The organism is Streptomyces sp. NPDC015661 (assembly GCF_043077765.1).
Taxonomy (GTDB): domain Bacteria; phylum Actinomycetota; class Actinomycetes; order Streptomycetales; family Streptomycetaceae; genus Streptomyces.
Window position 1 is genome coordinate 388522 of sequence record NZ_JBIBST010000006.1, and the last position, 19479, is coordinate 408000.

The window sequence follows — 19479 nt, forward strand, 5'->3', positions numbered from 1 at the left end:
GGAGCACCACATGGCCAGTCGTCGCGCGCGTTCGGACCTGGACGGGGTCAGGGCATGGTGGCGGACGCTCGGCGGTGACGGCTTCGTGGTCCTTCCGCCGCCGACGCGGGGGCGGTACACCCAGAGCGACGGGCACGAGGACGCCGTCGAGCTGATCGGGGCCCGGGGTCTCGGCGACGGGACGTCGTTCGCGTACTGGCACTGGCAGGCCCACCAGGCCTTCGACCGGTCGGGGGCCCTCACGCGGGAGCTGATGCTGTACTGGGGCGGCGACCACGCCGCCGTCGCCGCCGGGCTCGGCGCGGGTCCGGCCGGGTTCCGCGTGGTGGACGGCGGGCCGCAGGGGGCCTTCCGGCTCGACCGGGTGTCGGGCCGGGACGAGGCGGGGCTGCCCGACCCGGCGGATCCCGTCGGGGTACGGCAGTTCCTCGACGGGCTCGACGAGCCGCTGGACCGCACCGTGCACCCCTTCCGTCACCGCCCGCTGACGGCGGCCGAGGCCGGATGGCTGCACGAGCGGCTGCGGGACCCCGTGGAACTGCCGGGCGCGGCCCGGTTCGTGACCTCCCTGGAGCGCCGGGACGGGCTCTCGTACGAGGAGACGGTGCGGCTCTCGCTCGCCTGGCGCGCGGCGTACGGGGGGCGGCTCGCCGAGTGGGACGGCTGGCGGGAGCTGCTCCACGCGCTGCTGCGCCACGACCGCGCCGAGGCCTGGGACGCGGTCGCCGAACTCGGGACCCGGGCGGCCGAGGTGGTGCGTGGGGTTCCGTCCGGGCGGGGGCTCGCCGTGGTGCGGGAGTTCGCGCTCGCCGGCGACCGCGCGGCGGTCGGCGCCTGGCTCGCGGTCCACCGGGCGGTCCGTGAACCCGACCCGGTCCTGGCGGCGGCCGCGCTCGCCGCGGACCTGGACGCGCACGAGGCGACCGAGGCGTCGCTGCGGGGTCTGTACGCGGCGCTGTCCGCGGCCGTCACGGCCGACCGGCGGCGGGAGTCGGGGGTCGACCACCGGGCGGGCCGGTCCTTCGCCGCACTGTCGGCGGTACGTTTCTCCACCGACGAGCGCCTGCCGCGCGCCCTGCGCGTGCTCGCCGCCGACGAGGCACGCGGCCAGGTCGCCCACGTACGGGAGGAGGCCGTCCGGCTCGGCCCCGCCTACGCCGACGTCACCGGCGTCGACGCGGCGGACGCGCTGGCCGCCGCCGACCGCTACGAGGCCGTCCGCGACGAACTGCTCGCCGGCACGGGCCCCGACCTGACCGCCTACGAGGGCTCGCTGTGCGACGTCTACGACCGGTACCGGACGCTCACCGAGGCCGACGTCCACTGGCTGCGGGCGCGGGTGGCCGACCCCGGCACCGGCATGCAGGGCCTGGGCTTCTGCCTGGAGCTGCTGTACGCCCACGGCTCGGCCGGCGTGGCGGAGGTCGAGGCGCTGCTGCCCCGCTGGAAGAAGGAGCTCACCAGGCGGTACCGGACCACGTACACGGAATGGCGCCACCCGCTCGTCACCCTCACCTGCCTGGCCCTCGACCTGGGACACCCGGTCGCCGGGGACCTGCTGGCCTGGTGGGCCAGGCCCCGGCCGCTGTGGAAGGACGAACTCCGGCTGCTCACCCACCTGGGCGCCCCGGACGAGGCCAAGGCCGCCGAGCTGTGGGACTTCGTCACCTCCGGCGCCCACGACGTAGGACAGGTCCTCACCTGGGTCCTGGTCCGCGCCCGGCTCGACGGCGAGTCCCCGCTCGTCGTGGCCGATCGGCTGCTGCGCACCCGGGCCTTCCCTGCGCATGTCGCGCGACGACTGCTCCTCGCGGCGGTGGACCCCGCGCAGCCGCTGTGGCACTACTCCTTCGACTCGATGCGCCGCAGCTGGTGGCAGCGGGCCGTGGAGGTGGCGGACCATCCGGGACTCTCCCCCGAGGCCCGCGCGATCGGCCTGCGGGCGGCCCGGGAGCACGATCTGATCCGCCGTCCGGAGCAGGTGCGCCCCGCGCCGACCGAGGCGGAAAGGGCGGCGGCCCGCACATGGCTCGAGGGGCACACGGATACCGCCGGGCCCCGACCGCTCCGGTCCAGGCGGTGACCGAGTGTCCCGATCGCTCCGGTCCAGGCCGTGACCGGGGGTACCGATCGCTCCGGTCCAGCCGGTGACCGACGGCTCCCGACCGCTCTGACCTCGCCTTATCGTTGGCCTGGACTATTGCGGAGAGTGATCGATTCGGGAAGGATTCGCCGCCGTGACTCTCTCCCTCGTCGTCCTGCTCGGCGTGCTGCTCCCCGTGCTCTATCGCGTCCTCATCACCCCCGGCCGGGCCGCCGACTGGGCCGGACGGCATTTCGTGGCGTCCGCCTACGGCCTGCCGCCGCGCGAGGTCCTCGACTCGCGCCGCCCCGGCCCTCCCCCGCCGGGGCACCGGACCGAGGAGCGGCAGTCCGTGGCCGAGGCCGCGCGGGAAGGCGACTGGCGGTCCGCCGAGCGGTACGTCGCGGCGGCCGGCGAGGACTGGGACGAGCGCTGGGCGCGGTTGGAGCTCCTGCAGCAGGTCGCCCAGGAGGACGATGCCTGGCTCGACGCGTGGCGCACCGCCGAGCCGGGGAACTGCGACGCGGCCACCCTCCACGCGAGCCTCATGGTCCACCGGGCCTGGGAGATCCGGGGCGGCGGGTACGCCCACGAGGTCTGGCCCGCAGACATGAGACACTTCCGCGCCATGCTGCCGGCCGCGATCAAGCAGGCGCGGCAGGCGGCGCTGCTCGACCCCGCGAACCCAGGTCCCTGGGTCGTCATGATCACGGCAGCACGCGGAGCCCAGTACAGCCACGACGAGTTCGAGCCGCTCTGGGAAGAACTCGTCGCCCGGGCGCCCCACCACTACGAGGGGCACTGGCAGGCCCTCCAGTACTGGTGCGCCAAGTGGTTCGGCAGCGACCGGGAGATGCTGCGGTTCGCCCGCCAGGCGGTCCACAAGGCCCCACCCGGCAGCCCGCTCGCCGGAATCTACCTGCACGCGCTGAACGAACTGTCCGACGGGCCCTCCTTCGTGCTGTCCGTCACGCCGATGACGAGGAGCATGCTGAAGCGGGTCGCCGCCTCGTTCGACGGGGTCGCGCCCGACGACGAGCGCCTGCCGGTCCTGCGCCATCTGCTGGCGCACTACATGCTCAGGGCGATGCTGTACGGGCCGGCCCTGGAGCAGTTCCGCCTGATCGGACCGTGGTGCGGCGCCCAGCCCTGGCGCAGGAACGGAAACCCGGTCCTGGCCTTCGAAGCGGCCCGCGGCACGGCCGCGAAGCTCTCCCGCGCCCGCCCCACCACGACGCCACCGGTCTACGGCATGGGCCGCTAGCCGGACCGGTCCGGTACGCCGGCGAGGGCCCGTCCGACGGGACCCCGTCGGACGGGCCCTCGCCGGCGATTCCCGTCGTACGGGCCTGGCTAGTCGACGACCTCGCCCTTGCGGTGGACCCGGGTGGCGAGGAGGCCGCCGAGGAATCCGAGGACCAGGCCCCAGAGCAGCGCGAGGCCCGTCGTCTTCCAGACGTGCGGGCGCAGCAGCACCTCGCCGCCGAGCGAGGCGAGGTCCCCGATGCCGAGGACCGAGAGGCCGAAGCGGGCCTCGACCAGGGTGAGCGGTGCGGCGACCAGCATGGTGAGCGCGAAGGCGATGCCCAGGTGCAGGGAGTGCTGCCAGAGCGAGATCCGGGCCGGGGAGCGGACGGCCGCCAGGAAGGCCGCCGCGAGCACCAGGACGGCGGCGACCGGCAGCAGCCACCACGCGCGCGCGTCCTGGGCGGCCAGCGAGGACAGGTCGACGGTGGAGAGGTCCGGGCTGTCGCCCTTGCTCCGCAGGACGGCGTCGAGGATCTGCGGCATGGGCAGGCCGAAGGGTCCTTCCGCCTTGCCCTCCCAGGAGCCGCCGATGCCCACGCCGAGCGCGAGCCAGGTGATGTTGGGGAGGCCGAGCAGGAGCACCGCGAAGGTGTCCGCCGTGTGCCCCTTGGTCGCCGCGACGACGATCCCGATGACCAGTCCCACGACGACGTACGCGAGGAGCAGCAGGAGCATCGCGAAGGCCGCGGGCCGCACGGGTTCCTGGTAGCGGACGAGCCGGGGCGGCAGGGGGGTCCTGCGGGAGACGAGGAGGGCGATGGTGAGCACGCCGAGGATCCACAGGAGCCCGTAGAAGAGCGTGGGACCGAGGTCGGTGCGGAAGCCGACGGTCGGGTTCGTGGCGTCCAGGAGCTCGCCGAAGATGTCCATGAGGGACCCTTCGGAGGTGCCGCCGCCGAGGGTGAGCGGGAAGTCGTGGCGGGCGAGGGCCGAGAGGCCGGCGAGCGCGACCAGCCAGAGCACGACGACGCTCGCCGCGCGGAGCAGGAGCGAGCGGCCGCTGGTCACCGCGTGGTGCCGCAGGGGGCGGAGGAAGCAGTAGCCGGTGACCAGTGCGCCCACCAGGGTGACGGTGAGCGGCATGGCGGTCAGTTCGGCCTGGGTGCCGGCGAGGGCGCCCGCGTCGCCGGAGAGCTCGATCTTGCCGCCCGAGGCCATGACGACGACCGCGGCGAGGACGGCGGTGAAGCCGCCGGGCAGGTCGGCGGCACCGGCGGCCCAGAGCCCGAGCCCGGCGACGACGCCCATCGCGATGAACCCTGCGACCACGGCGGCCAGGGCCTGGAGGACGACGCGGGCGTAGGGCCCGGTCGCGTTCGCGGATGACCGCGCGGAGGTGGGGAGCCGACTGCTCGTCACCCGGCCCACGCTAGTACCGGGGACGGTGCTCCGCTTGCGGACGGGCACCGTTCGGCGCACACAATGGGCGCGGAACGGAAGAAAGGGAAAACAGTGACTTCCCACCCGCCGTCCGGCCCCCCGTCGGTTCCCCCCGCAGGTCCCCCCTCGGGCCCCCTCTCGGGTCCGAGCACACGCCCGGGAAGCGCCGGTCCCCCACCACCGCCCGGACCGCCTCACGGCGGTTCGGGGGGCGGCGGTTCGTCCGGCGGCGGCTCCGGACCCGGTGGACCCGGCGGTGGCTCCGGGCCGGGTGGCGAGTCGCCGAGCGGTGGCGGGAAGGGCGGCGGCGGTCCCTGGTGGCGCTCCGTCCCGAAGGTCGCCTCGGTCACCGCCGCCCTCGTCGCGGCCGCCGCGCTGGCCGTCGTCCTCACCAACCGCCCCGACGGCAAGAGCGACACCACGGGTTCCAGCGGCGGCGAGGTCTTCCTGCAGAACGCCGCCGCGACCGGCCCCGACCCCTTCACCCGGTCGACGGCGAGCGCCGGCGGCGGCTCCGCCCCGCCGGCCTCGCTGCCGCCCCGTACCGCCTCGGCCGTCCCCGAGGTGTCCGGGTCGACGCCCGGTCTGTACGGCGGGACGAAGTCGGTGTCGAGCTGCGACGTCGAGCAGCAGGTCCGCTACCTCTCCGGCGAGCCCGCGAAGAACGCGGCCTTCGCCGGCGTCGCCGGGGTCGCGCCGAACGACGTGCCCGGCTATCTCCGCTCCCTGACCCCGCTCCAGCTGCGGGTCGACACCCGGGTGACGAACCACGGCTTCCGCAACGGCGCGGCCACCACCTACCAGGCGGTCCTCCAGGCCGGGACGGCCGTCATGGTGGACGGCCACGGGGTGCCCCGGGTGCGCTGCGCCTGCGGCAATCCGCTCTCCGTCCCGGTGGCGCAGAAGGCGCCGCGCACGACCGGCACGCCGTGGCAGGGGTACAGCTCCCAGCAGGTCGTCGTGGTGGCGCCGTCCGTGACGGTCGTGAACATCTTCGTGGTGTACGACCCCGAGGACGACGGCTGGTTCGCGCGGAAGCACGGGGACACCGGCGAGCACGACAGGCCGACCCCGCCGCCCACCGCCTCCCCGTCCACCCTCGTGCCGCCCTCGCCGTCCACGTCCAGCTCGTCCCCGTCGGTCTCCCCGTCGTCGCCGGTGCCGTGCGTGACGGTGACGGGCACGGAGACCCCGACGCCGAGCAACGGGATCACTCCCTCGCCGTGCCCCTCGACGCTCTCGCCGTCGACGCTCTCCCCCTCGGCGTCGACGTCCTCGCCGGAGTCCCCGTCCGGCTCTTCCGGCCCCACGGACTCCTCGCCGTCGACGGAGTCGTCAGGCCCTGAGTCGGGGCCCGCGTCGGACGGTTCGGCCGGTGTCGCGAGCCCACAGACGAACCAGCAGGCCGACCGGCAGAACCAGTCGGCGGCGGCCGCCTCGCTCTCCCCGTCGGGATCGAAGGTGCCGTCGGGTGCGACGTCGGCCTCGGCCTCGGCGTCGCGTTCCCACTCGGGTTCGGGTTCCGCTTTGGCCCCCGCCCCCGGACCCGGATCCGGATCCGCTCCCGTCGTGTGAGGCCTCGGACCGTCAGTCGCCGGTCTTCCGACCGGGACGCGCGGACGGCGCCCGCCCCCGTACCTCCGTACCGGCCCGTTTCTCCGGTACGGAGGTACGGGCGTTCCGCCGCAGGACGCGGGCCTCGCCCGGGAACAGGACCGGGCCCGGCACGGTCAGGACCGGCCCGGCCGCGCGGCGCAGGACCGCACGCAGCACCGGCCGCCGACGGAACCGGGCGAACCTGCCCCGGCCCGGGGCCGAGCCGAGGACCAGCAGATCCCCCGGGCGGTCGGCCACCCCGCACAGCGCCGAGGCGGGGGCGCCCCGGACCGCGAGACCCTCGAAGGCGAGGCCCGCGGGGACGCCGCCGATCCCGTCGACGAGCGCCTCCTCCAGGCGCCGCCGGGCGTCGTCGCCCCACAGCCGCGCCCAGGCCCGGTCGGGCATCCGGGCGAACATCGCCTCCCCCTCCGGGGGCTCCCAGGCCAGCACCGCGAGGAGCGGCCTGTCCTCGCGGCGGGCGAGGCCGGTCGCGTACCGCAGGGCGGCGAGCGAGGCGAGCGAGCCGGTCACCCCGACGACGACCCGGCCGCCGCCCTGCGGGATCGGGCCGCTCATGCCGGTTCGCAGGCGTGGGCGCGGGGCGTCGGCGTCGCGGCCTCGTGCTCCACGCGGGTGCGTGCCGCCCGGCGGCGCAGGGCCCGGAACCAGGCTCCGATCGGCAGGGGGCGGGCCGCCCGCTCCTCGGCTCGCAGCTGCCACATCCGCTCGTCACGGTCGGTGAAGTGCCCGGACATCGGTCGTCTCCTTCCCTGAAGAACATCTGAGGAACATGGCCACCAGGCCACTGGGAAGGAGTCTGTAACCTTATTGGCCCGGACAGCAGAGCCAATAAGGAGTGATTGGCATGGCAGTGGCACGCGTGGTCCACACAGCGGACCGGACCCTGACGGGCCGCCAGCTCGCGTCGCTCCTCACCCCGCCTCCGGAGGGCCGGTTCGGCTACCGGGAGCTCGCGCGGGCCGTGCGGGAGGCGCTGCTCGACGGCCGGGTGGCGCTGCGCCTGCGGCTGCCGGCCGAGCGGGAGCTCGCCGCGGTCCTCATGGTGAGCCGGACCACCGTGACCGGGGCGTACGACCTGCTCCGGGAGAGCGGGTACGCGCACAGCCGGCGCGGCGCCGGCACGTGGACCGCGCTGCCGGACGGACAGGCGCCCACCGTGCTCGGCGCCTTCCACGACGACGCGGGCGCGACGATCGACCTCGCCCTCGCCGCGCCGCACGCGCCGGAGGACGAGCTGTCCGCGGCCCTCGCCGCGGCCGCCGCCGAGCTGCCCCGCTACGCCGGAGCGCAGGGCTACCACCCGTACGGGCTCCCCGCGCTGCGCGCCGCGATCGCCGAGCGCTACACGGCCCGCGGCCTGCCGACCCTCCCGGACCAGATCCTCGTCACCACGGGCGCGCAGCAGGCCGTCTCACTGGTGCTCACGCTGCTCGGCCGGGCCGGCGACCGGGTGCTCGCCGAGAACCCCTCGTACCCCAACGCCCTCGACGCGATGCGCGGGCGCATGCTCCGCGTCACGCCGGTGCCGGTGACCGAGACCGGCTGGGACAGCGGGCTGGTCGACGCCGCGCTCCGGCAGACCGCGCCGCGTCTGGCCTATCTGATCCCGGACTTCCACAACCCGACCGGTCGGCTCATGCCGGCCGAGCAGCGCCGGGAGCTCGCCCGGTCCGCGCGTGCCACCGGGACCTGGCTGGTGGTCGACGAGACGCTGACGGACATGGCCCTGGACGTGCCCGCGCCGCCGCCGTTCGCGGCGGCGGCCGGCGGGGGCGACGGCGAACAGATCGTCTCCGTCGGCTCACTGAGCAAGAGCTGCTGGGGCGGACTGCGGGTCGGCTGGGTGCGCGCCGCGTCCCGTGTCGTGACCGAGCTGGCCCGGGTCCGGATCACCGCCGACCTGTCCGGCTCCGTACTCGACCAGCTGGTGGCCGTCGCCCTGCTCGACCGCCTGGGCGTCATCCTGCCCCGGCGGCTCGACGAGCTGCGGCAGCGCCGCACCGCGCTGACCGACGCCCTCGCCCGCCATCTGCCGGACTGGCGGTGGACGATGCCGCCGGGCGGGATGTGCCTCTGGATCGACCTGGGCAGGCCGGTCGCGTCCTCCCTCGCCGCCCGGGCCCTGCGGCACGGGGTACGGGTGGAGGGCGGCGCCCGGTTCGGCGTGGACCCGGGCACGCACGAGCACCGGCTGCGGATCCCGTTCACGCTGCCCGTGGACGTGTACGAGCCGGCGGCGGAGCGCCTCGCGGCGGCCCTGGACGGCGCCCCGGGGCACTTCGCCGACCCGGCCCAGCCGGACTGGGTGGCCTGACAAGAGCATCGAGAACGAGTGGGGGCCGGTGGGGCTCATATTCGGATGCCCGCCGCAGGAGGTCCGTGTACGGTCCACCGAGTGGAATCACTGACCGACAAACAGATCCGCTCGTCCTTCGTGAACTGCACCAAGGGCGAGGCGGCGCGACTCAAGCTGCCCCTCGACTTCGCCGAACTCCCCTGGGACGACCTGGACTTCCTCGGCTGGGTCGACCCGGGCGCGCCCCTGCGGGCGCACCTGGTCGTGCCGCGCGAGGAGGGGCCGCTCGGTGTGACCCTGCGGGTCCCGGCCACGGGCCGGACCAGCGCCGTGAAGTCGAGCATGTGCCAGGTCTGTCTGACCGCGCACGCGTCCTCGGGAGTCACCCTCCTGGTGGCGCCGCTGGCCGGCAGCCGCGGCCGCGAGGGGAACACGGTCGGGATCTACCTCTGCGCCGACCTCGCCTGCTCCCTCTACGTCCGGGGCCGCCGGCAGCCGAAGCTGCGCCACCGGCGCCACGAGGAGTCCCTCACCCTCGACGAGCAGGTCGCCCGTCTGACGGGCAACCTGGACGCGTTCGTCGACCGCGTGACGGCGGGCTGAGGACCCGGGACGGCGTCCCGGCTCAGCGGAAGGCCTGCTCGCCGGTGAGCGCCTTGCCGATGACCAGGGAGTGGACCTCGCTGGTGCCCTCGTAGGTGAGCACCGACTCCAGGTTGTTGGCGTGGCGCAGCACCGGGTACTCCAGGGTGATGCCGTTGGCGCCCAGGATCGTCCGGCACTCGCGGGCGATCGCGATCGCCTCGCGGACGTTGTTCAGCTTGCCCACGCTGACCTGCTCGGGGGTGAGCGCGCCCGCGTCCTTGAGCCGGCCGAGGTGGAGGGCGAGGAGCATGCCCTTGCCGAGCTCGACGGACATGTCGGCGAGCTTCTGCTGGGTCAGCTGGTAGGAGGCGAGGGAACGGGCGAAGACGACCCGGTCCTTCGCGTAGGAGATCGCCGTCTCCAGGCAGTCGCGGGCGGCGCCGAGCGCGCCGAACACGATGCCGAAGCGGGCCTCGTTGAGGCAGCCGAGCGGGCCGGAGAGGCCGCGGGCCTCGGGCAGCATCGCGTCGGCCGGGAGGCGGACGTCCTCGAAGACGAGCTCGCTGGTGACGCTCGCCCGCAGCGAGAGCTTCATCTTGATCTCGGGGGCGCTGAAGCCGGGGGTGCCGGCCGGGACGAGGAAACCGCGGACGCCGTCCTCGGTCCGCGCCCAGACGACGGCGACGTCGGCCACCGAACCGTTGGTGATCCACATCTTGGTGCCGTTGAGCACCCAGTCGGACCCGTCCCGCTTGGCGTTGGTCCGCATGGCGCCCGGGTCCGACCCGGCGTCCGGCTCGGTGAGACCGAAGCAGCCGATGTACTCGCCGGCCGCCATCTTCGGCAGCCAGCGCTGCTTCTGCTCCTCGGAGCCGTACTTCCAGATCGCGTACATGGCGAGCGAGCCCTGGACGGAGACGAGGGAACGCAGTCCCGAGTCGACGGCCTCCAGCTCCAGACAGGCGAGGCCGTACGCGACGGAGTTGGTGCCCGCGCAGCCGTAGCCCTCCAGGTGCATGCCGAGCACACCGATCCCGCCGAGGGTGCGGGCGAGCTCGCGGGCGGGGATCTCGCCCTTCTCGAACCAGCCGGCGACGTGCGGCCGCAGCTCGCGGTCGGCGACGGCGCGCACGGTGTTCCGGATCTCCCGCTCCTCGTCGGTCAGGAGTCCGTCGACGGCGAGCAGGTCGAAGGGGTGGACGGGGGTGGACGACGACTTCACGGACGGCCTCCTGGGCGACTGTGGCAACTCGGCGAGCCGAAGCGTAGCCCCAGATCGGATATTGGATCCAGTATTGAAAATCCGAGATCCGGGCCGTACGGTCCGATTGGATCCAATCTCCAAGCCCCTGGATCCACACTCCAGTCGCCTGGATCCGATCCCCAGTCGCCTGGATCCGATCTCCAGTCGCCTGGATCCGATCTCCAGTCGCCTGGATCCGATCTCCAGTCGCCTGGATCCGATCTCCAATATTTGAATCCAACCTCCAGTCTTCGGTATCTCCAGCGGGAGCGAGGGAAGCTGAATGCGCGCAGACCAGCCGGACACCCCAGGAACGCCACCCACGGGCGGCGCCCTGTCCGGGATCGTCGTCGCCGACTTCGGCCGGGTGCTCGCCGGGCCGTACATGACGATGCTCCTCGCCGACCTGGGCGCGGACGTGATCAAGATCGAGCGGCCGGGCTCCGGGGACGACACGCGCGCGTGGGGCCCGCCGTTCGCCGGCGGCGAGGCGACGTACTTCCTCGGCGTGAACCGGAACAAGCGCTCCGTGTCGCTCGACCTCACGGACCCCGAGGACCTGGCCACGGCGCGGGCGATCGTGGACCGCGCGGACGTCCTCGTCGAGAACTTCCGCCCCGGCACGATGGAGAAGCTCGGCCTCGGATACGAGGACGTGCGGGCGGGCAACCCGGGGCTCGTCTACTGCTCGGTGACCGGTTTCGGCACCGCCGAGGGCGCCCGGCTGCCGGGCTACGACCTGCTCGTCCAGGCCATGGGCGGACTCATGAGCGTGACGGGCGAACCGGACGGGCAGGGCACGAAGGCCGGGGTCGCCCTGGTCGACGTCATCACCGGACTCCACGCGGGACTCGGCGTCCTCGCCGCCCTGCGGCACCGGGAGCGCACCGGCGAGGGCCAGCGGGTCGAGGTCTCCCTGCTCACCTCCCTCCTCTCGGCGCTCACCAACCAGGCCGCCGCCCACCTCGGGGCCGGGGTCGTGCCGCGCGCGATGGGCAACAGACACCCGAGCATCGCCCCGTACGAGGTGTTCGAGGCGCAGGACCGGCCGCTGGTCCTCGCCGTGGGCAACGACCGGCAGTTCGGGGCCCTGTGCGCGCGGCTCGGACGGCCGGAGCTCGCCGGGGACCCCCGCTTCGCGACGAACACGGCCCGGGTCGCGCACCGGGAGGAGCTGGTCGAGGCCCTCGCCGGCCCGCTCGGCACCCGTACCGCCGACGGCTGGTTCGAAGAGCTCACCGCGGCCGGCGTGCCCTGCGGGCCGATCAACGACCTGGAGGCCGCCTTCGGCCTCGCCGACCGGCTGGGGCTCGCCCCTCGCGTCCCGGAGTCCGCGGCCGGTCCCGGGCAGGTCGCCAACCCGATCCGGCTCGACGCCACCCCGGCCTCGTACCGCACCGCTCCCCCGCGCCTCGGCGCGCACACGGACGGCGTCCGGTCGGAGCTGGGAGAAGTTGTCCACAGGGGGTCGGCGGCGAACGGCCACGCGTAGGAAGATGGTCGCCACCGGTGGAGGAATCCGCCGGTGGCGACACGAGGGAACGGAAGGTCACAGGCGATGAGCAGCGCGGTGCAGAAGCGGCGGCCGCAGACCGCCCAGCAGTTCGTCCTGGAGGAACTGCGGCGCGCCATCACCAGTGGGGAGCTCAGGCCCGGCGGGCCGATCCGCCAGGAGGCCCTGGCGGCCCGGTTCGAGGTGAGCCGGGTGCCGCTCAGGGAGGCGCTGAAGGCCCTGGAGGCCGAGGGCCTGGTGGTCCATCACGTGCACCGGGGCTACTTCGTCGCGGAGCTCTCCCTCGACGACCTGGAGGAGATCTACCGGATCCGGGAGCTCCTGGAGACGGAGGCGGTCCGCATGGCCGTCCGGTGGATGCCGGACGGCACGGTCGGCACGCTCGAAGGGATCCAGCGCGAGGTGGAACGGGCCGCCGGCGAGGGGGACGTGGCCGCGATGGCGACGGCGAACCGGCTCTTCCACTTCACCCTCATCGAGGCGTCGGGGATGCCGCGCCTGGTCCGCCTCATCACGACCCTGTGGGACGCCACCGACGCGTACCGCTCGCTGTACTACACCGAGCCCACGCACCGGAAGCAGGCCGTGCGGGAGCACCGCGCCGTGATCTCCTCGCTCCGCCACGGCGACGAGGAGGCCACGGTCCGCTGGCTCGACGAACACCGGGCCCACGCGGTCGCCGCACTCCGCGAGGTCCTGGGCCGGGACCTCCCGGAACGGGCCTGACCTCACGAAGACACCGGGGCGGGACCGACCTCACCAAGCCACCGGGGCGGGACCGACCTCACCAAGACGCCGGCAAGGGACCGGCCTCAGCCGGACACGCCCGCTCCCGCGCCGGTGCCCTCACCGGTGCCCGCTCCAGCTCCCGCACCGGTGCCCGCTCCCGGTCCCCCGCTCGGTCCCCGGCCTCCGCCCGCGCGCCGGACCGCGCCCGTCACCACCAGGAGCACGGACACGACCGCCAGGGCCCAGGGGGCGCTGTCGGCCGCCTGGAGCGGATCCACGAACATGCTCGCGGCCACGAGTCCCAGGAACACGCCCGACGCGAGGAACCCGGTGCCGGCGGGCATGGCGTCCGCCGTCCGCCAGTCCCTGCGCGGGATCCACAGACGCAGCAGCTCCGCGGTCATCACCAGCGCCACCAGGCGGCCCGAGAGGACGAACCAGAGGGGCGTCGCGTCCGTCACACCCGCACCGAACAGCGCGGTCACGGCGAAGAAGGCGACCGGCACGAGCCAGCCGAGGCTCGCCCGGACGCCGGGCACGGGCAGGGCCTCGGCCACGGAACCCGACGGGGCCCCGGCCGGCTCCTCCTCCGGCGCGCGGGGGGCCGGGATCGCCGGCGGCGCGGCCGGGACCGGGCGCAGGGCACGGGAGCGCGCCCGGCGTTCGCGGAACCCGAGATCGCCGTACCGGTCGACGTGGGCGGCCAGTTCGGCCCGGAGCGCGAGCAGCCGCTCCGCCGTCTCGTCGAACTCGGCGCGGCGCCGCGCGGCCTCCTCCGCCGCCTCAAGCTCGGCGCCGGTCAGCTCCGCCAGGCGCTCCGCGTGCAGCTGTTCGGCTTCGGCGCGGGCTGCCTCGGCGGTTCTGGGGACCTCCGCGAGGTCCGCCTGGAGGCGTACCCGTTCGTTCTCGATGATCTCCTCGATGCGGTGCCGCTCGTCCGGCGGAAGGTCCTTCGGCGCGCGGGCCTCCGCCCGGGCGAGGGCGGCTCGCCGCCACTCCATCAGGGGCCTGCCGCGGTGCTCGCCGATGCCGTTGATGTGGACCTTGCGGCCCTGGGTGCGGTGGATGTAGAGGACGTCGCCGCCCCGCCCGTTGGGGGCCTTGCCCCAGCTGACCCGCTTGAAGTCGGCGGCCGTCCTGATGCCCTGTGCGGCGAGGTCGCGGACGAGTCCGGTGCCGACTCCGTTGACCTCGCTCGCCGTCAGGCGCGTGCCGCGGAGCGAGCGTTCGATCGATTCGCGGCGCAGTACGGCGAGCGCCTGGCGCTCCCGCCCGGCGCGCTTCCCGTCGAGACCGTTCAGCTTGGCGGTGAGCGACCGCTCGCTCCTGGCGCGCTTCTCGTGGATCCGTTGGAGGGCCTTGCCGTGCCGGGCCTCCGCGCGGGACCGCGCCCCGGCCTCGCGGTTCAGCCGCCGGCGGTCGGCGAGTTCGAACGGGCGCCGCCCTTCGAGGAGCCGGCGATGGGCCCGGACCGATTCGACGAGCCGCCTTCGGTCGGCGCGTGTCTCTGCCCGGTCGGTGGACTGGAGTGCGGTGGTGCTGTCGATCACGGCGGCTCTTCGGGAGGCGGGAGAAGGGGAAGGCCTATTATCTCCGGCCGTGGGGACGAGTACAGGCCATGGAGCCCTTGCCTTCCTCGCTGCCCCGCACCCGCAACCGCGGTGCGGAACAGTGCGTCTTCGGACCTGCCGGACGGCGGACGGACGGCGCGAACGGACACAAGGGGGTCCTGTGGTGGACGGGAAGAGACGCCGGTCGGCACGGGGAACGTGGCTGATCACGGCCCTGATGCTGGCATCGGCCACGGTGGGCTGCCAGGACACGGGAGGCGACGGAGCGGGTGCCGGTCCCACGCCCGGCAAGTCCGCGGGCGCCTCCAAGGCTCCGGGGAAGGGCGAGGGCAAGGAATCGGCCAATCCGTCGCCGACGGCGTCGAAGAAGCCGACGGAGCCGGCGGAACCGACGGAGCCGACGAAGCCGGGCAAGGACACCTCGGCGGGCGCGCTGACGTGTGACCAGCTGCGGAACGCGGCGCTGCAGACACCGTCCTTCCGTTTCCCCGACGCCCCGGCAGGGACGGTCGCCTTCACCGACGGACGGTGGGAGGGCGACGGCGTGGTGATCGAGCTTCAGCCGCAGTGCGGCATCGGGGACATGACGGGCGACCCCGCCGAGGACGCCGTGGCGGCCGTCAAGGTCACCACCGGCGGCACGGGCAAGTTCTACGGAATCGTCACCTGGCGCAACGATTCCGGCACCCCGGTGCCCGTGGCAGCCGCCTCGCTCGGCGACCGCACCCCCGTGGAGTCGATCGACGTCTCCTCACCGGCACCGCGCCAGGCGACCGTCGTCTACCTGACGCGCGGGGACTCCGAGCCCTCGGCCATCGTGACGATCCGCCGCTCCGCCGTGTACCGCGTGACGGAGCCCACCCTGGCCGAACTCCACCACAGCGACACCCCGTACACCCCCTGACGACTCGCTCGGCCGGTCCCGTCGCGCACGGGACCGGCGGGGGAAGGGCGTGGGGGCTGCGGTTACCCTGTGCGCCGGACGCGAGGAGGAACCATGGCGCGGATGCCGTCGGCCGAACGACGCAGGCAGCTGGTCGAGGCGGCGATCAGGGCGATGACCAGGGACGGCGTCGCCCGGACCACCACCCGCTCGATCTGCGCCGAGGCCGGGGTCTCGCTGAGCGTCTTCCACTACTGCTTCGACTCCAAGCAGGCACTCCTCGAAGCCGCGATCGAGACGATCACCGGCAACTACGTCGCGCGCGTGATGTCGGCGGTCGAGCCGGGCGCGACGCTGCGTGACACCGTCCGGGGTGCTCTGCAGACGTACTGGGACCACGTCACGGCCCACCCGGGCGAGCACATGCTGACGTACGACCTCACCCAGTACGCCCTGCGGGAGCCGGGGTTCGAGCATCTTGCGCGCGCCCAGTACGAGCAGTACGTGGCGTCGGCGTCGGCGCTGATCGAGCAGGTCCGCGGGGTGCGGGGCGTCGAGCCCCGGGTGCCGGTGGAGGTGCTCGCACGGTATCTGGCGGCGGCGATCGACGGGCTCACCCTGCAGTACCTCGTCCTCGGCGACGACAAGGTGGCCGCCGGGAACCTGGACCTCACGGCCGATCAACTCGTGTCCCTGATCGAGGGTTGAGAACGAGGCGGCACCTGCGGAACTTCAACAGGTCATTTGACCCGGACTCTTGACTCGTACCCTCGGTAACGCGATCCTCGGGGCGCCCGGTACACCCCCACCGTCCGGAGGCATCGCACAACATGACTCGACGTTTTTCGCGCAGGACCGGCGGCAGATCCGCCCTCCTGGCGCTGTTCCTCGCCCTCGCCGCGGTGCTGTTCGGCTCCGCCCCGGTCCCCGCCGCCGCAGGTGGTACGTGGTGGGAGGCCACGTCACGCCCCACGCCCGACTCACAGATCAACGTCACGGGTGAGCCGTTCAAGGGAACGGACGCGCAGGGCAAGGTGCGCGGGTTCATCGACGCGCACAACCACCTGATGTCCAACGAGGGCTTCGGCGGCCGGATGATCTGCGGCCAGACGTTCTCGACGGCCGGTGTGGCCGACGCCCTCAAGGACTGTCCCGAGCACTACCCGGACGGCTCGGGGGCGCTCTTCGAGCACCTCACGGGCGGTGACAACGGGAAGCACGACCCGGTCGGCTGGCCCACGTTCAAGGACTGGCCCGCGAACAACTCGCTGAGTCACCAGCAGAACTACTACGCCTGGGTCGAGCGCGCCTGGCGCGGCGGGCAGCGGGTGCTCGTCAACGACCTGGTGACCAACGGTCTGATCTGCTCGCTCCTGCCCCGCGACCGCAGCTGCGACGAGATGACCGCGATCCGTCTCGAGGCCCGCAAGACGTACGAGCTGCAGGACTACATCGACGGGATGTACGGCGGCCCGGGCAAGGGCTGGTTCCGGATCGTCACCAGCGCCGACCAGGCCCGCTCGGTGATCAAGGAGGGCAAGCTCGCCGTCGTCCTCGGCGTGGAGACCTCGGAGCCCTTCGGCTGCAAGCAGATCCTCGACATCGCCCAGTGCAGCCAGGCGGACATCGACAAGGGCCTCGACGAGCTGTACGCGCTCGGCGTGCGCAGCATGTTCCTCTGCCACAAGTTCGACAACGCGCTCTGCGGCGTCCGCTTCGACAGCGGGACGACGGGCGTGGCGGTCAACATCGGCCAGTTCCTCTCGACGGGCACCTTCTGGGCCACCGAGAAGTGCGCGGGCCCGCAGCACGACAACCCGATCGGCCTCGCCGCCGCGCCGGCCGCGATGGCCGAGAAGCTGCCGGCCGGGGTGAGCGTCCCCTCGTACGCCTCCGACGCCAAGTGCAACACCCGGGGTCTGACGCGGCTCGGTGAGTACGCCCTGAAGGGCATGATCCAGCGCGGCATGATGCTGGAGCTCGACCACATGAGCGTCAAGGCCGCGGGACGGGCGCTGGACATCCTGGAGGCCCAGGAGTACCCCGGCGTCCTCTCCAGCCACAGCTGGATGGACCTGGACTGGACCGAGCGTCTCTACCGCCTCGGCGGGTTCGCCGCCTCGTACATGCACAGCGCCGAGGGCTTCGTCGGCGAGGCGTCGCAGAAGGCGGAGCTGCGGAAGAAGTACGGGGTCGGGTTCGGCTACGGCACGGACATGAACGGGGTCGGCGGCTGGCCGGGCCCGGTCGGGCCGGACGCGCCGAACGCGGTGAAGTACCCGTTCCGGAGCTTCGACGGAGGCTCGGTCATCGACCGCCAGGTCACCGGCGAGCGCACCTGGGACCTCAACACGGACGGCGCCGCGCACAACGGTCTCGTACCGGACTGGATCGAGCAGATCCGGCTCACCCCCGGCGGCCAGGGCGTCGTGGACGAGCTGTCGCGGGGAGCGGAGTCGTACCTGACCACCTGGAAGCGGACCGAGGACCACGAGCCGGGCGTGAACCTGGCGGCCGGGCAGCCGGCGTCGGCCTCGACCACGCAGTGGTGGAACCCCTTCGTGAACTTCTCGCCGGGGCTCACGGTCGACGGCGACACGGGGACCCGCTGGGCCAGCGAGTGGTCGGACGACCAGTGGCTCCAGGTGGACCTGGGCTCGGTGCGCCGGGTCGGGCGGGTCACGCTCGACTGGGAGCGGGCCTACGCGCGCGCGTACCGGATCGAGCTGTCGGAGGACGGCACGACCTGGCGGGACGTGTGGTCCACGGACGCGGGTGACGGCGGCTACGACACGGCGGAGTTCGACTCGCAGCCGGCCCGGTACGTGCGGATCCACGGGGTGAAGCGGGCCACGGACTGGGGCTACTCGCTCTACGAGGTGGTCGTCAACAGGTCCTGAGCGAACGGGGAAAGGGGCTGTCGGATCCGGATCCGGATCCGACAGCCCCTTTGTCGTGCGGTGTACGGAGCGTCAGCCGGCCGTGGGGCCGGACCAGTCCGCGGGGACGCGGGCGAGCCGCACCCGCTGGGGGTGGTCGCCGACGTCGACGGAGGCGACCCGCCGGCCGGTGGCGAAGTCGATCGCGGTCACCCGGTCGGCGCCGCTCTCGGAGATGACGCAGGACCCGCCGTCACCGCTCACGGTCGCCCAGTAGGGCTTGGAGGCGGGGACGAGCGGGCCCTGCTGGAGGGTGGCGCGGTCGACCACGGTGGCGTAGTCGTCCATCGTCCCGGCGACGCAGAGCTTGTCGCCGTCGGGGCTGATCGAAAGGCCGTGGTGGCGGGAGTCGTTGACCCAGGTGGTGCGGTCGGGGTCGGTCGCCGGGTTGCCGGGGAGGTTCTTGAGGCGGGTGATGCGGTCGGAGTCGACGTCGTACTCCAGGAAGCCGTTGAAGAAGGAGACCTGGAAGTAGATCTTCTTCTCGTCCGGGGTGAAGACGAGCGGGCGGACGGCGTCGGAGAGGTCACCGCGCCCGAAGGCGTCGAGGCGGTCGCGCATGTCGACGACGCGGACGGTCTCGAAGGTGCGGGCGTCGACGACGGTGATCTTCCGGTCGCCCTTGGTCCAGTCGAGCCAGGGGGCGTCGAGCGCGGTGGTGACCTCGCCGATCGACATGTTCCAGAGCAGGCCGTCGGAGGTGAAGACGTTCTCGTGGGGCTTGTCGCCGGTCTTGAAGGAGCCGACCTGGCGTCCGGTGGCGATGTCCAGGACGTGCACGGTGTTCGCGGTGGAGGCGGAGACCGCGACGCGGGTGCCGTCGGGTGAGACGGCCATGTGGTCGGCGCGGTAACCGGCCACGGGGAAGCGCCAGTTGATCCGTCCGGTCCGCAGGTCGAGGGAGACGACGTCGGCGAAGCTGGGGCGGGAGACGACCATGGCGGAACCGTCGGGGGTCGCGTACATGTCGTCGACGAACTGGTCGTGGCCCTCGCCCGGTCCGCTGCGGACACCGAGGAAGAAGGCGAGCCTGACGGGGTTCAGATAGATCTCGCGGAGGCGCTCCTCCTTGTCCGGGATCACGTTCACGCGCCCGAGGCGGTGGAAGTCGCCGCGGGAGGCGATGACGTCGGCGGTGCCGTCCCAGTTGTTGCCGACGAACATCACCTCCTGGAGTCCGGCGGGGGCGGCGGCGCCGGTGCCGCCCGAGGTGGTGACGAGCGCGAGGGCGGCTGCGAGGGCTCCGAGGAAACGGCGGGTCCCGGACGGGCGGGGAGAGGGCATGGGGGGTCCTTCTTCCGTGGCACGACGACGACTTACCGGAGGTAA

15 protein-coding genes and 1 pseudogene are annotated in these 19479 nt (G+C 73.4%); 10 read left to right on the forward strand and 6 right to left on the reverse strand.

The features are described 5' to 3' along the window. Nucleotides 1-10: 10 nt before the first annotated feature. Nucleotides 11-2083 (forward strand): hypothetical protein, encoded by a 2073-nt coding sequence (locus ACF07V_RS18770; protein ID WP_392155394.1) that lies wholly within the window; start codon nucleotides 11-13, stop codon nucleotides 2081-2083. A 154-nt stretch (nucleotides 2084-2237) separates the two neighbouring features. Next, entirely contained in the window at nucleotides 2238-3347 is a 1110-nt protein-coding gene (locus tag ACF07V_RS18775; protein WP_392155396.1) for a hypothetical protein, read from the forward strand. Between the two features lie 89 nt (nucleotides 3348-3436). On the opposite strand, the gene ACF07V_RS18780 is transcribed toward ACF07V_RS18775, so the two are convergent. Next, on the reverse strand, nucleotides 3437-4750 hold the full coding sequence (locus ACF07V_RS18780; RefSeq protein WP_392155397.1) for a streptophobe family protein: 1314 nt from the start codon (nucleotides 4748-4750) through the stop codon (nucleotides 3437-3439). Nucleotides 4751-4813: 63 nt separating this feature from the next. Between ACF07V_RS18780 and ACF07V_RS18785 the strand changes: the two are divergent. Beyond that, nucleotides 4814-6151 (forward strand): annotated as a pseudogene (locus ACF07V_RS18785) (DUF6777 domain-containing protein); the annotation flags it as partial. Nucleotides 6152-6358: 207 nt separating this feature from the next. Here the strand turns inward: ACF07V_RS18785 and ACF07V_RS18790 are convergent. Further along, entirely contained in the window at nucleotides 6359-6946 is a 588-nt protein-coding gene (locus ACF07V_RS18790) for a universal stress protein (protein ID WP_392155399.1), read from the reverse strand. Next, entirely contained in the window at nucleotides 6943-7125 is a 183-nt protein-coding gene (locus tag ACF07V_RS18795) for a hypothetical protein (protein WP_392155401.1), read from the reverse strand. The genes ACF07V_RS18790 and ACF07V_RS18795 overlap by 4 nt, the downstream gene beginning before the upstream one ends. A gap of 110 nt (nucleotides 7126-7235) precedes the next feature. On the opposite strand from ACF07V_RS18795, the gene ACF07V_RS18800 reads away from it, so the two are divergent. Next, complete coding sequence (locus ACF07V_RS18800; RefSeq protein ID WP_392155402.1) at nucleotides 7236-8705, forward strand: PLP-dependent aminotransferase family protein; 1470 nt, start codon at nucleotides 7236-7238, stop codon at nucleotides 8703-8705. 45 nt (nucleotides 8706-8750) lie between these two features. Beyond that, the gene (locus ACF07V_RS18805) at nucleotides 8751-9290 is read left to right on the forward strand and encodes an FBP domain-containing protein (protein ID WP_392155404.1); all 540 of its coding nucleotides are present in this window, start codon (nucleotides 8751-8753) and stop codon (nucleotides 9288-9290) included. Between the two features lie 22 nt (nucleotides 9291-9312). Here ACF07V_RS18805 and ACF07V_RS18810 read toward each other — a convergent pair whose 3' ends face one another. Beyond that, nucleotides 9313-10494 carry an acyl-CoA dehydrogenase family protein gene (locus ACF07V_RS18810; RefSeq protein ID WP_392155406.1) on the reverse strand — a complete coding sequence of 394 codons (1182 nt, stop codon included), beginning with the start codon at nucleotides 10492-10494 and terminating at the stop codon, nucleotides 9313-9315. A gap of 304 nt (nucleotides 10495-10798) precedes the next feature. Between ACF07V_RS18810 and ACF07V_RS18815 the strand changes: the two genes are divergently transcribed. Together ACF07V_RS18815 and ACF07V_RS18820 are read left to right on the forward strand one after the other, a co-directional pair. After that, nucleotides 10799-12007, forward strand: a complete 1209-nt coding sequence (locus ACF07V_RS18815) for a CaiB/BaiF CoA transferase family protein (protein ID WP_392155408.1) — start codon at nucleotides 10799-10801, stop codon at nucleotides 12005-12007. 66 nt (nucleotides 12008-12073) lie between these two features. Further along, nucleotides 12074-12754, forward strand: a complete 681-nt coding sequence (locus ACF07V_RS18820) for a GntR family transcriptional regulator (RefSeq protein WP_392155410.1) — start codon at nucleotides 12074-12076, stop codon at nucleotides 12752-12754. 86 nt (nucleotides 12755-12840) lie between these two features. Here ACF07V_RS18820 and ACF07V_RS18825 read toward each other — a convergent pair whose 3' ends face one another. Then, nucleotides 12841-14307 (reverse strand): hypothetical protein, encoded by a 1467-nt coding sequence (locus tag ACF07V_RS18825; RefSeq protein WP_392155412.1) that lies wholly within the window; start codon nucleotides 14305-14307, stop codon nucleotides 12841-12843. A 238-nt stretch (nucleotides 14308-14545) separates the two neighbouring features. Here ACF07V_RS18825 and ACF07V_RS18830 point away from each other — a divergent pair, with 238 nt between their 5' ends. From ACF07V_RS18830 to ACF07V_RS18840, 3 genes are all read left to right on the forward strand, one after another. Beyond that, a complete protein-coding gene (locus ACF07V_RS18830) occupies nucleotides 14546-15232 on the forward strand; it encodes a hypothetical protein (RefSeq protein ID WP_392155413.1) in 687 nt (228 codons plus the stop codon). A 93-nt stretch (nucleotides 15233-15325) separates the two neighbouring features. Further along, entirely contained in the window at nucleotides 15326-15919 is a 594-nt protein-coding gene (locus tag ACF07V_RS18835) for a TetR/AcrR family transcriptional regulator (RefSeq protein ID WP_392155415.1), read from the forward strand. Between the two features lie 122 nt (nucleotides 15920-16041). After that, entirely contained in the window at nucleotides 16042-18111 is a 2070-nt protein-coding gene (locus ACF07V_RS18840) for a discoidin domain-containing protein (protein WP_392155417.1), read from the forward strand. Between the two features lie 72 nt (nucleotides 18112-18183). Here the strand turns inward: ACF07V_RS18840 and ACF07V_RS18845 are convergent, their stop codons facing one another. Continuing rightward, a complete protein-coding gene (locus ACF07V_RS18845; RefSeq protein ID WP_392155418.1) occupies nucleotides 18184-19434 on the reverse strand; it encodes a YncE family protein in 1251 nt (416 codons plus the stop codon). Between the last annotated feature and the right edge of the window lie 45 nt (nucleotides 19435-19479).